An 11,496-nucleotide genomic window follows, 5' to 3' on the forward strand; every position below is an offset into this window, starting at 1 on the left:
TTCGATGAAACCGTTGAGGGCCTGGGCGATCCACTTCTCGTCGAAGGGCTGTGCGGGGCGTATCGGGGTGTGGGGCATGCGGTCATCCTGCCGGATCGCGTGCCTGCCTCCTGCCGGCGGCTGCCACGCGCTTCACCTTGCGAACCCGGCGCTCCGTCGCGGGAGTGCACACCGGCGATCACGTGGCCCGTGAACTGTGCGCGAGATGGACCCGCCAATGAGCACGGTGCGGAAGGAGATGAGATGGGTGCGGCTCTTCTGGAGTGAGGTATGTCGGCCCCTGTGCCATGAGGCGCCACAGGGGCACTCGCGCCTCCGCATGCAATACGGCTTTCGCCCGCCAGACCCGGACCCGGACCGACTTCTCTTCCACGAGCCAACCTCCTTCGTTTCCGCAGGTCAGCGCGTACACGTGCCGTGTACTACCAGCAGACGAAGATAGGACTCGGCTTGCGATCGTAGCGGTGATGCAGGCGTTGGCAGCCTCCCGTCAGCGGGTCTCGAACTGGCGGTGGAGGTTGCGGGCCACGTACACGCCTGGACCGCCGAAGCCGACGATGTCGAGGCGGCCGTCCCCGGTGATGTCGGCGAGGAGACGCAGATGCTTCTTGCTGCCCCAGCCCTGGGCGTTCCCGTAGTCGTTCAGGACGAGCTCGGAGGGTTCGAAGGTGCCGTCGCGGCGTCCGCGTGAGACGACGACGCCCTGCGGGCCGAAGCCGACGATGTCGACCGCCTCGCCCCCTGTGGTCGCGACCAGGAACCGAGGGTGTTGCTCCGCCGACCTTCCTGATCCGGCGAGTGACGTAATCGACGATGTACGGGCTGCCGGCGCTGTCCACCGCGATCCCTCGGGGACTGAGCAGCCGGGCGGTGTCGGCGGGAATCTCGCCGTCACCGAGATTCCCTCCGTACCCGGTTCCGGTGACCGTGCTGATCGTCCCGGCGGGCGCGATTTTCCGGACCCGCTCGTTTCCGGTGTCGACGACGTAGACGGCGCCGCCATCGTCCACAGCGATTCCGCGCGGGCCGTTCAGTCGGGCCGTGACAGCGAGGCCGCCGTCGTCCCCCTCGGAACCCGCGGTGCCTGTTCCCGCGACCGTGCTGAGGGTCCCGTCCGGCGGACCTTCCGGACCCGGTGGTTAGCGAAGTCGGAGATGTAAAGGGTGCCGGCGCTGTCCACCGCGAGGCCTCTCGGGCGCCTCAACTCGGCAGAAACGGCCAGCCCGCCGTCCCCGTCGAACCCGGCGACTCCGGTTCCCGCGACCGTACTGATCACTGCCTCGGAACTCTCGTCACCTGAGACCGGCGCCTGAGGATCACTCATCCTTATCCCTCCGTCCATCGCCGACCAGAACCACTACTGGTAGTCGGTTCACTCCAGCAGGTCACAGGAGCGGGGGGCCTGACAAGATCACTTTCGGGTGGATCTCTTGGAGCGTTTCGCCGGGACACGTCACCACGTTCGAGAGCGGGGTGATCCCGGGCTTCCCGGCGAAATCATCAGGGCCCGATCGTGGGGGAGTTGCCGGATTCCGGCAGAGTCTGACCGCCGTCGACAGTGATGGTCTGGCCGGTGATGTACGCCGCTTGGTCGGAGGCGAGGAAGAGGACCGCGTGCGCGACATCCGCGGTCTCGCCCAGCCTGCCCAGCGGGATGGCGGAGGTCATCTGTCGCAGATAGTCCTCCCCCATTGCTTCGAGACCTTCGGTGCGGATGTTGCCGGGCAGTACCGCGTTGACGGTGATGCGGTGCGGGGCGAGTTCTACGGCCGCGCTGCGCAGGAAGCCGAGCTGTCCGGCCTTGCTGGCGCCGTAGTGGGACCAGCCCGGGAAGCCTGTGGTGGTCCCGTGATGGAGGAGGTGAGGAGCACACGTCCGTGGCCGGCCCGCTCCATGGCGGGCAGGCACGCCCGCACCGCGAGCATCGTTCCTCGCAGGTTGACCGCCAGGACCTCGTCGATGTCGCCGGAAGTCATCTCACGCAGCGGCTTCTCGGGAAAGATTCCGGCGTTCGCACATAGGACGTCCACGTGCCCATGCCGCTGCTCCGTCTCGGCCGCCATCACCTCGATCGCCTCCGGGTCGCGCAGGTCCACCGCCAGGCCGCTCACCCGGCCCCCGGTGGAGCGTGCGAGGGCTTGGGCCACTCTCTCCGCGGTCCGCGCGTCTCGGCCGGTGAGTACCACCTGTGAGCCCTGGCGGGCGAAGAGCTCCGCGATGCCCCGTCCGATGCCGCGCGTCCCTCCGGTCACGATGACGGAGCGTTCCTGCCACGGAGTGCCCGGTGTGCCCGGTGTGCCCGCCATACCTCACCCTCCTTGTCGCCTTCCGATGCGGCCCGGCTGGATCAACCGCATCCGAGGGGCGTCACCGCGAGAGCGAACACCCCAGCCGGGCCTGGTCCGCTTCTTGTACACCATGTGTTTCGCGGTCGACCGGGCTTTCAGCCACGGTTCCGCCGTCGGGCAGCCCCTCAACGTGGGGCGGACCGCGAACGCCACCGCGCGCCACACCCTGTTTCCACCGGTGCGGCGCGGGCTCAGGTGTTCGTGCGGTTGCCCTGCTCGTCGCAGGGGAGGTCGGCCGCGGTGTGGTGGGCGAGGAAATCGCGCTCGGCCTGGCGTTCGACGTCCGTAATGGAGGTGGGTTTGATGTCGATGATGCCGCCGAAGGGGCGGTCGACGTCCCGGATGATGCACAGGGTGGCGGTCAGGAGTGCGGTGATGACGGTGAGGGTGATGATCTGTCCGCGGTTGTTGCGGCGGGGGATGCAGGTGCCCAGGGCCATCACGGTGATGACCAGGGTGGCGAGCAGGAACCACAGGATCGCGCCGGGGATGCTGGCGGTGGCCTGAGTGAGGCGCTCCTCACGCTCCTCCGAACGCTTGTTGTCCGCGGCGACCAGCATGCCGAAGACCGGCTTGCCCTCCACCTCGCGGAACACGCGACGCAAGTCGGTGGACCACACGCTCGGCGCCCGGGAGCCGTCGCCGTCGGCCATGGCGGGCCATTCCTGGGTGCGTACGGCGCGGGCGTAACACACGGCGTCCGCCTGGATCTTGGCCTTCTGTGTTCCGGGGGCGTATTCAGCGGCTTCGACGAGCTGGTCGACGGCCCGGGCTTCCCCGCGTGCGGCGACCTCGGCCTTTCCGTACGAGCCGTTGGCGGTGACCAGGACGAAAGCCAGGAGCAGCACAGTCAGTGTCAGCAGCGGGCCGACCAAATCCTTGACACACATGCCGGCGTCGTCGTCCTCACTCACGAGCCTGGGCCGCAGGAAACGGTTGGCGGCAAGACCCGCGAGCAGCGCCAGCACAGCGACAACGATGATGAGAACCACGGATGGACACCTTCAGCGATCTCGACGAGCCCCGGTACGCGGGGGCATCGGGATCATGTCCCGCGCTTTATACGACCCCGAACGAGAAAACGTCTCTGCACCCTCAAACGAGCGGGTGTTTTGGGCCGGTCGGCCCACTGATCTCTTCTGGGTGTTGTCGGCGAAGGGGACGGGGTGATCCCTGCGGTAGGCCGGTGACTCAGGCCACCGGGTCCCGGACTTCACTCACGGCCGCGACTGCCTCGTCCGGTACCGCCAGACCATGCTCCAGCTGCCCGTCCGTCACGGTGAGCGGCGGCAGCACTTTGACCACCTCCTCCTGGAGGCCAGGCCCCGTCCGCGCGGGCTTGCCAGCCCATGGCGGCGGGCCGTCTCGGTGAGGCAGCGGCGCACCCGTTCACTCAACGTCGCGGTCCTGGCCTGGAGGACGCCGTCGGACCAGAAGACCTCCAGGGCTCGGGTAGCGGTGACGAACGCCGGGTTGTGGCCCCGGAAGGTGCCGTTGTGCTCGCCGGGGCGCCACACGTCGTACTCGGGGCGTAGCAGGGTGAGGGCCATCGGCATCCCGTAACCGCTGATCGACTTGGACAAGCAGACGATGTCGGGCATGATCCCGGACGTCTCGAAGGAGAAGAACGGGCCGGTGCGTCCGCGGCCCGTCTGGATGTCATCGACCGCCAGAGTGCCGTGCGCCCGGGCCCAGGAGGTGAGCGTCTGGAGCCAGTCTCGGCGGGCCGGATTGACCCCGCCCTCGCCCTGCAGGGTCTCCACCACCAGGGCGGCGAGCGGCCCGTCGACGGCCACCACGCATTACGGATCGCGCAGCCCACCGCGGCGAGCTGCTCCTCTCGGTGCTCAGCACCGGCCGTGTCGCCTGACTGAGGTGCCCCGGTCCGCCGCTTCGATATCTGGTCCCCCGCTAGGTCCGCCCCTCGAAGACCGTCGGGTCAGCAGCCAACCGGTCAGCGCGGCAGCACAGCCCGCCAGCCCGGCCACCGCGAAGCCACCCGCCGGAGCAAAGGCGTCCAGCGCTCCCCCGGCGATCGGTGCCCCGAGGGCGAATCCCGCGCTCTGCGCCGATGACTGCAGTCCTGTCGCCTCACCCCGCACCGCGGCCGGAGCCAGTCGGCTCACTGCCTCGGTCACCGCGGAAAGGGTCGGCGCGGCGAGAAAGCCGGTGCCGACCACGGCCACGCACAGCCACAGCCAGTCGCGGGCGAGCCCGACAGGGATGGTCGTGAGCCCGAGCAGGCCGAGCAGCAGCCATACGGGGGGTGCCATGGACAATCTGCCGTAGACCAGCCCGCCAACAACCGAGGTCATGCCGAGCGCGGCCACGACCACCGCCGCGCGGGAGACTTGACCGGCTTCTTCGAGCGTGGCGATGACGGCGAGATCAACGCCGCTGAGCAACGTCGTGGTACCGAATGCCATGAGCAGCACAGCCACCATGCGCGCACCGAGCCACTCCCGACGCGGGCTCCGCCCGCTCGAGGTGCTGTCCACATCGCCGACGGCACGCAGCGGCGGGTCGAGGAGAGCCAGCACGGCCCCGCCGGTCACGATCGCGGCGCCGACCACCTCGATCACCACTCCGGGAGACATCAACGCGACGCCCAGGATCACGACTGCTGGGCCCACCATGTAGGACAGTTCGCCCTGCACCGACTCCAGCGCGAACGCGGTCCGACGCTGTTGCGCCGTCGTCATCGCGGCGATCGCCTGCCTGGTCACCGGCTGGGCCGGCACCATCAGCAGGCCTGCCGCGAACGCGGCACCCAGAAGAGCCTCATACGTCAGGACCGTCACGCTGAGCCAGAACACGGCCTGCACCGCGACGGTGACCAGCAGCACCGCACGCAGACCCCGCCGATCAAGCATGCGCCCCAACAGTGGCCCGCCCAGTGCCAGTCCGACGGTCAGAGCCGCCGCAGCGCCACCGGCTGCCGCGTAGCTCAGGTCCAAGCCCACCACGACGTACATCGTCAACGCCGTCACGACGGACGTGATCGCGATGCGAGCGAGGAAGGTAACGACCAGGAGCGCTGCCATCCCCGGCAGAGCGAGTACTTCTCGGTATCCGGTTCACCCGCGTGACGCTAGTTCGCCTCAACCGCCATAGGTAGCCGTGCATTTGCTGGAGCCGACATAATGAATCGTTATGCCCAAGGATCTCGACATAACACTCCTGCGGTCCTTCGTCACTGTGGTGCGGGCAGGCAGCATCAGCCGTGCCGCGACCGCGCTGGGACAGACACAGCCGGCCCTCAGCCAACAGGTCCGCAAACTCGAACGGGCCGTGGGTCGCCCACTTCTGCACCGGTCACCGTCCGGCGTCTCGCTGACCCGGGCAGGCGAGGAACTGCTGCCCTACGCCGATCGCATCCTCGGGCTCTGCGCACAGGCAATGAGCGAGACCGGACGCGTACTCACTGGCCGCTGCGGCGTCGGCCTGCTCGAGGACCTCGCCGCGTCCCAGCTTCCGCAGACCCTCGCCGATCTCGCCCAACTGCACCCGGGCGCCACGCTCGAGGTGCTCAGCATGCCCGACACGGCAATGAGGGAGGCCTACGACGCGGGCCGCGTCCAACTCGTACTCAACGAAGTACCAGCCCTTCCCGGACCGCTGCGTTGGACGGTACGCCGCCCGCTGGTCTGGGCCGTCGGCCAGGGCGTGGACGTGGCCGCCGACCCACTGCCGGTGGTGCTGTTCTCAAACGCGTGCTCCTGGCGTACGTCGGTACTCACCGCACTCGAACGTGCCGAACGTCCTTGGCGGATGACGTTCGAGAGCAACAGCTTGGCCGGTGTGCTCGCCGCGCTGCGGGCTGGGCTCGGCGTCGCGGCCGTCCTGCCCACGAACCTGGAACCGGCCGTGGCCTGCCACAACAAGGACGCCCTGCCCGCCCTTCCGGACGTCGAGCTCGGCCTTGCGCGGCACCCCCGGTCCGAAGCCGACCCGCTGATCGATGCGGTGGAGACCGCGCTACGACGCACCATCTGAGCCCGCACCGGAGAACGTTCTTCGATTGCTCAGCCGCTGTGTGATCACGCGGTGGGTACCAAGCTGCCGCCCCCGACAAGCACGGTGTCCTTTCAGGACGGCTTGGACACCGCGATCACACCGGTCACGCGAAGATCATCCCCATACCGCCGCGCCGGCGGATGGGCTCAGGCTGCCGCAGTCCCGTGAGGGCCGGTCGCGAAGTGCAGGATGTGCGGGATTGCCCCGCGCAGACTGACGAGCACCCCAGATGGCGCGTCCTCGATGACCAGGCAGTCTGTGGGGTCGGCGCCGAGCCGCTCAGCGGCTCGCAGATAGGGAACGGGAGAGGGCTTGCCCTCCTCGACAGCGGCCGCGTCCACGATCACACCCGGTACCGGCAGGCCCGTCCGCAGGAAACGCCCACGTACCCGGTGCTCGTAATTCGAGGTCACCAGCGCCCAGGACCCCGGAGGCAAACTCCGCAGCAGCTCGGACGCCCCGTCGAAAGCCGCATAGACGCCGGAGCGGACGTCTTCGTCCTCCAGCTCATGCAGCGTAGCCAGGCACTCGCCCGGATCTCGGTCCGCAGCGACCTGGGCGAAGGTCGCCTCCGGCCGCGTCCGCAGAGCAACCTGATAGACCTCTTCCGCGTCCAGGCCGTACCGCTCCGCCCAGGTCGCCCAGACCCGGCGTTGATTGCCCACCGCGTCGATCAACGTGCCGTCGACATCGAACAGGACGTACTTACCGCGCAGTTCAGTGGCCACTCATCGATCATGCCAGGCCGCGGGCAGAGGATAGCGGGACAACCCTTGGGCTGCCGGCCGCCCACACCGCCGTAGGCGCCCGCTCCCTGTACCCGAGCGCTGCGAGGACCACCTCGCCGACAACGGGCAGCTCCTCATCACCCACGGAGGGGCGCCGTCCCATCACCGCAGGCTCCCACGGCCTGTCCTTGTACCTGAATCAGGCAGGTGACGCCTTCGACGGCGTCCGGTCCATAGACGGGGCCGGACGGACGGCCGTCTTCGTCGAGCAAGAGCAGGCCGTCTTCGTCGAGCAGGTGCCGCCTGGTGTTGCTCTAGGTTCCGCAGTTTCGTGGGCATTTTCACGTGATCATGAGCACTGGTAACGCGCAGTAGCTGTCAGTTGTCGCCTATTAACTCACTTCCGGTTTGGGCGGTGTATCCCCTTCGAATCGATCCAGTATGGCCGGACAGCGCCTTGAGGAGAGCCGTGGCAAGGGCAGCAGCCCTGCGGCGTCGATTCGGTACGCCGACGGGTCGACTCGCGAAGTCCCCTTCAATCTGCTGCGGTTGAGGGACTTCGAAGAGTCGGGCTTGGCGCCGGGGCCGCTCGGTACACGGGATGGCGCACTACTCGGGGGAGTATGCCTCGGCGACGACGGGCGGCCAGGTTGTCTATGAGAACCGCCTGGAGTTGGCCCGTCGGCTGCTCGCCGACTTCGATCCGTCGGTGTGCGGCATTTTCGCCCAGCCCTTGCGGATGGTGGCGCGGGTCGACGGCAAGGTACGCAGCCATGTTCCTGACTTCCTCTTGGTGATGCGCTCGGGGACGGTGCGCGTCGTCAACGTCAAGCCGGCCTCGCGCCTGCAGAACCCCAAGGTCGCACTGGCGCTGGCCTGGCCGGGACATCTGATCGTGCGGCATGGCTGGGAGTACGAGATCTGGTCGGGAGCCGATCCGACCCTGCTGGAGAACATCAGGCTTCTGGCCGCCTATCGGCATCCCGGTGTTGTGCCCGCCGACGAAGTCGAACGGGCCTGGCGAGAGGTCCTCGACGGCGAGGAGTTGGCGCTCGCCGAGCGGCGGTTGGCCGGGACCGGGAGCCCGAGGAAGCCCGTCCGCCGCTGATGGCCCTGTTGTGGGCGGGACGGCTGACCACGGACCTGGTGGCCAAGCCGCTGTCGGGAGAGTGCGTACTGCGGAGGCGTGGATGAACCAGTGGACGACGACACTGCGGCCAGGGTTACCTGCGGCAGGTCGACATCTCTGTACTGCTCGCCCATCCCACCACCGAGATCCTGGAAGCGACCCCAGAGGAGGCGACGGCCTCCGCAGCCCTGTTGAGCGGCTTGGCCGACGAGGAGGACGACGAGCTGACCGTGAGGGTCCAGCACCTCCAGGAGGTTCTGACCGGATACCGGCTCGGCGACGCTGTGCTGGCGCTGGACGGAGAGGCGCGTGCGGACTTCGCCCCGGGCGAGCCGTTGCTGCACCGCTACGCCGTCAAAGCCGCCGAGCTCGGCGTCGGGGTCAGCACGATCCGGCGGGGGACGGCGGCGCTCAAGAAGTCGGGCCCGGCGTGACCTCGGGCCGCTACGGCGAGTTGGTCAAGCTGGGCGGTCTGGGCAGCGTGCCGGACGGCAAGCGTGCCGCTCCCCGTGGGTCTCTGTTGCGACCGGGAGGATCGAGTAGTGCGTTCTTCAGTGCGATACGGACAGCAGCGTGCGCGGGTGCCCTGCCGTCATGCCCCACTGACCCGGCAGGAGTGCGACGGCGCCGATGAACAGCCCTCAGCAGTATTTGCGGCTCGATGACGTATGGAAGGCGTACGGGCGTCACCAAGTACTGTCCGGTGCTGATCTCTGCATCCGTGCGGGAACACTGGTAGCGGTCGTAGGGGAAAACGGGGCGGGGAAGAGCACTCTGCTGCGTATCGCGGTCGGGCAGGTAGCCGCCGACCGAGGGGGTGTCGAGCGCGCGGGGGCGTTCGGGTACTGCCCGCAGACGGCCGTGCTCAACGACACCCTCACCGTGCGCCAGCATCTGCGGCTGTTCCAGGTTGCGTACGGTCTGCGGGATCTGGGGCGAGCCCATGAACTGATGCAGTTCTTCGGTTTCGAGGACTGCAGGGATATGCGGGTGGGGACGCTCAGTGGCGGTACGCGGCAGAAACTCAATCTGACGCTCGCGTTATGCACGACCCGCAGCTCCTTGTCCTGGACGAGCCGTACCAGGGCTTCGACTGGGACACCCACCGGCGGTTCTGGGAACTCGCCTCCATGCTGCGGGCGGCGGGCCGGTCAGTCCTCGTCGTCACACACCTGGTGCATGAGCGGGAACAATTCGACGCGGTACGGCACCTGCACCGGGGCCGTTTCCTCCAGGAGGCGAGCAGCACGTGACGTCCCGCCTGACAGGCTTCGGCGTGATGCTGGGAAGCATGGTGGTCAGCCACCTGCGCAACCGGCTGGCGATGGCGCTGGCTCTTTTCTTCCTCCCGCTGTGGATCGTGCTGGTGCGTGTCTCCGCCTACTCCTCGGTGCGGCCGTTCTCCGTCAAGGCAGCAGGATTGCGGGAGCTGCTGGATTCGAACCAGGTGGCGCAGCTTGCCGGCATGCTGAATGCGGTGACCACGGTGACCGGGTTCATGATGTTCATGGTGACGATCAAGGCGAGGGAGATGGACCGCCGCCTGGTGCTGGCGGGGTGTTCCCGCTTGGAACTGCTGGGCGCGCGCTTCAGTTCACTGGTTGTCGTTGCCACGGTGCTGAGTCTCTACACGGCGTTGCTGCTGCACCTCTCGCTGCCGGTGCAGCAGTTCTGGTGGCTGGCGGGTTCCTTGCTGGCGGCCAACGTCACGTACGGCGCCTTCGGGCTCATGCTCGGTTCCCTCCTGCGAGGCGAGCTGGAGGGCTTTTTCGTAGTGATCATGGTGAGTCTCGTGGACGCCGGCATGCAGAACCCCACGGTCAAGGTCGTGGACCTGCCCGGCCTTGATGTCCTGCCTCTGCACGGTGCGCTGCAGTCTGCGCTGGCGGCAACCTTCACACCGGTCGCTCCCGGCGGCTACACGGCGCGGACGTTGCTCTGGTGCGCGGGTGCCGCTGCCGTGGCGCTGGCCGCCTTCTGCTTGCGTACCCGGTCGTATGGCACTGTCCTGCAGACACCCTCGGACAGGCAGGAGCGTTCGACCGTCGCGCTCTTCCCGTGACGCGTGGGCGGATTGTTTCGTTCCCCTTGAACGATGATGAAACTTGATATGCATGCCTCTGGGCCCGTGGTCGTGATCGGTGCCGGCCCGAGCGGCCTGGCGGCGGCCGCGATGTTGCGTCGCGCCCAGGTGCCCGTTGTGGTCCTGGAGCGCTCGGACCGCGTCGGCGACGGGTGGCGCGGTCACTACGACCACTTGCGGCTGCACACCCCCCGTCGGCTCTCCAGCCTTCCCGGCTTTCCCGTTCCTCGTGCTGCCGGTACCTGGGTGGCGCGCGACGACTGGGCCGCGTATCTCGAGCAGTACGCCGCCCACCACCAGCTCGATGTGCGCACCCGTACCCGCGTCGAGCGGGTGACCATCGGCCGGCCCGCGTCCGGCCGTACGGCAGCCGAGTGGCTCGTTGACACCGGACAGGGTGTCCTGTCGGCTCGCGCGGTCGTGCTCGCTACAGGCCGCAACCACACTCCCCACCTGCCGGCGTGGTCCGGTGCCGATTCCTTCACCGGTCGGCTTCTGCACTCCAGCGACTACCGTGACCCCGCCTCCTACGAAGGACGGCGAGTACTGGTCGTCGGAGCCGGGAACAGCGGCACCGAGATCGCGGTCGCCGTCAGCCGGGCCGGGGCGGCCCAGACGTGGCTGTCGGTCCGCGCCGCACCGAACATCGTCCCCAGGAACAGCAGCCGCTGGCAGGCCGCAGGAATCTACACACGCCGCCTCCCGCCCGCGTGGGGGTGACAGCGCCACCAGGCTCATCCGCCGCTTGTTCCTCCCCGACCTGTCCGCACAGGGGCTCCCGCTTCCTGAAGAGGGTCTGTACACGCGCTCGGCGCGGGACGAGACGAGCCCCGTACACGACCGGGGCATCGTCGCCGCCGTGCGCGAAGGCGACGTCCAGCCGGTCGCCGAGACGACCGGTTTCTTGGGTGCCCAGGTCCGCTTGTCCGACGGCACGGCCCTCACTCCCGATACCGTCATCGCCGCGACCGGCTACCGGACCGACCTGGAGAATCTGCTCGCCACCACCGTCATGCTGGGTACCCGGGGACGGCCGCTGGTCACGGGCGCTCACACCTGCCCGGACGCACCCGGCCTGTTCTTCGCCGGCTTCGGCAACCCCCTCTACGGGGCGCTCTACCAGGCAGGGGTCGACGCCCGTCAGATTGCCCGCACGCTCAACCGCACGAGCACAGCACGGCTCTCCGTTCC

At 68.3% G+C, this 11,496-nt stretch carries 11 protein-coding genes and 4 pseudogenes; 7 read left to right on the forward strand and 8 right to left on the reverse strand.

Annotated features, from left to right (window positions below; all coding sequences use genetic code 11):
• Window positions 1-517: 517 nt before the first annotated feature.
• The 7 genes and pseudogenes from GKQ77_RS18415 to GKQ77_RS18440 form a co-directional block, all read right to left on the reverse strand.
• Window positions 518-781: pseudogene (locus GKQ77_RS18415) on the reverse strand (FG-GAP-like repeat-containing protein); the annotation flags it as partial.
• 249 nt (window positions 782-1,030) lie between these two features.
• Window positions 1,031-1,342, reverse strand: a complete 312-nt coding sequence (locus GKQ77_RS34160; RefSeq protein WP_372459920.1) for a hypothetical protein — start codon at window positions 1,340-1,342, stop codon at window positions 1,031-1,033.
• 158 nt (window positions 1,343-1,500) lie between these two features.
• Window positions 1,501-1,782, reverse strand: a complete 282-nt coding sequence (locus GKQ77_RS33465) for an SDR family oxidoreductase (protein WP_372459921.1) — start codon at window positions 1,780-1,782, stop codon at window positions 1,501-1,503.
• The gene (locus GKQ77_RS18425) at window positions 1,764-2,306 is read right to left on the reverse strand and encodes an SDR family NAD(P)-dependent oxidoreductase (protein WP_258021520.1); all 543 of its coding nucleotides are present in this window, start codon (window positions 2,304-2,306) and stop codon (window positions 1,764-1,766) included. Before GKQ77_RS18425 ends, GKQ77_RS33465 begins: the two co-directional genes overlap by 19 nt.
• 233 nt (window positions 2,307-2,539) lie before the next feature.
• On the reverse strand, window positions 2,540-3,340 hold the full coding sequence (locus tag GKQ77_RS18430; RefSeq protein WP_219689948.1) for a bestrophin-like domain: 801 nt from the start codon (window positions 3,338-3,340) through the stop codon (window positions 2,540-2,542).
• A 199-nt stretch (window positions 3,341-3,539) separates the two neighbouring features.
• Window positions 3,540-4,123: pseudogene (locus tag GKQ77_RS18435) on the reverse strand (aminotransferase class III-fold pyridoxal phosphate-dependent enzyme); the annotation flags it as partial.
• A gap of 72 nt (window positions 4,124-4,195) precedes the next feature.
• Complete coding sequence (locus tag GKQ77_RS18440) at window positions 4,196-5,392, reverse strand: MFS transporter (RefSeq protein WP_219689952.1); 1,197 nt, start codon at window positions 5,390-5,392, stop codon at window positions 4,196-4,198.
• A gap of 109 nt (window positions 5,393-5,501) precedes the next feature.
• Here GKQ77_RS18440 and GKQ77_RS18445 point away from each other — a divergent pair, with 109 nt between their 5' ends.
• A complete protein-coding gene (locus GKQ77_RS18445) occupies window positions 5,502-6,344 on the forward strand; it encodes a LysR family transcriptional regulator (protein ID WP_219689953.1) in 843 nt (280 codons plus the stop codon).
• Between the two features lie 167 nt (window positions 6,345-6,511).
• On the opposite strand, the gene GKQ77_RS18450 is transcribed toward GKQ77_RS18445, so the two are convergent.
• Window positions 6,512-7,093 carry an HAD-IA family hydrolase gene (locus GKQ77_RS18450; protein WP_219689954.1) on the reverse strand — a complete coding sequence of 194 codons (582 nt, stop codon included), beginning with the start codon at window positions 7,091-7,093 and terminating at the stop codon, window positions 6,512-6,514.
• Between the two features lie 601 nt (window positions 7,094-7,694).
• On the opposite strand from GKQ77_RS18450, the gene GKQ77_RS18455 reads away from it, so the two are divergent.
• The 6 genes and pseudogenes from GKQ77_RS18455 to GKQ77_RS33940 all read left to right on the forward strand — a co-directional run.
• Window positions 7,695-8,201, forward strand: a complete 507-nt coding sequence (locus tag GKQ77_RS18455) for a TnsA-like heteromeric transposase endonuclease subunit (RefSeq protein ID WP_258021521.1) — start codon at window positions 7,695-7,697, stop codon at window positions 8,199-8,201.
• A 212-nt stretch (window positions 8,202-8,413) separates the two neighbouring features.
• The gene (locus GKQ77_RS18460) at window positions 8,414-8,656 is read left to right on the forward strand and encodes a hypothetical protein (protein ID WP_219689955.1); all 243 of its coding nucleotides are present in this window, start codon (window positions 8,414-8,416) and stop codon (window positions 8,654-8,656) included.
• A 196-nt stretch (window positions 8,657-8,852) separates the two neighbouring features.
• A pseudogene (locus tag GKQ77_RS18465) lies at window positions 8,853-9,475 on the forward strand (ABC transporter ATP-binding protein).
• Window positions 9,472-10,284 (forward strand): ABC transporter permease, encoded by an 813-nt coding sequence (locus GKQ77_RS18470; RefSeq protein WP_219689956.1) that lies wholly within the window; start codon window positions 9,472-9,474, stop codon window positions 10,282-10,284. Before GKQ77_RS18465 ends, GKQ77_RS18470 begins: the two are co-directional and overlap by 4 nt.
• Window positions 10,285-10,317: 33 nt before the next feature.
• On the forward strand, window positions 10,318-11,025 hold the full coding sequence (locus tag GKQ77_RS33935; protein ID WP_308117708.1) for a flavin-containing monooxygenase: 708 nt from the start codon (window positions 10,318-10,320) through the stop codon (window positions 11,023-11,025).
• A gap of 25 nt (window positions 11,026-11,050) precedes the next feature.
• Window positions 11,051-11,496: pseudogene (locus tag GKQ77_RS33940) on the forward strand (NAD(P)/FAD-dependent oxidoreductase); the annotation flags it as partial.

The organism is Streptomyces anatolicus (assembly GCF_019400875.1).
GTDB lineage: Bacteria > Actinomycetota > Actinomycetes > Streptomycetales > Streptomycetaceae > Streptomyces > Streptomyces anatolicus.

What these genes read in the sequence shown, in the direction of transcription:
- GKQ77_RS18440 (WP_219689952.1), bottom strand. Translation starts at nt 5,392, where the DNA reads ATGGCAGCGCTCCTGGTCGTTACCTTCCTCGCTCGCATCGCGATCACG.
- GKQ77_RS34160 (WP_372459920.1), bottom strand. Translation starts at nt 1,342, where the DNA reads ATGGACGGAGGGATAAGGATGAGTGATCCTCAGGCGCCGGTCTCAGGT.
- GKQ77_RS18425 (WP_258021520.1), bottom strand. Translation starts at nt 2,306, where the DNA reads ATGGCGGGCACACCGGGCACACCGGGCACTCCGTGGCAGGAACGCTCC.
- GKQ77_RS18445 (WP_219689953.1), top strand. Translation starts at nt 5,502, where the DNA reads ATGCCCAAGGATCTCGACATAACACTCCTGCGGTCCTTCGTCACTGTG.
- GKQ77_RS33935 (WP_308117708.1), top strand. Translation starts at nt 10,318, where the DNA reads ATGATGAAACTTGATATGCATGCCTCTGGGCCCGTGGTCGTGATCGGT.
- GKQ77_RS18455 (WP_258021521.1), top strand. Translation starts at nt 7,695, where the DNA reads ATGGCGCACTACTCGGGGGAGTATGCCTCGGCGACGACGGGCGGCCAG.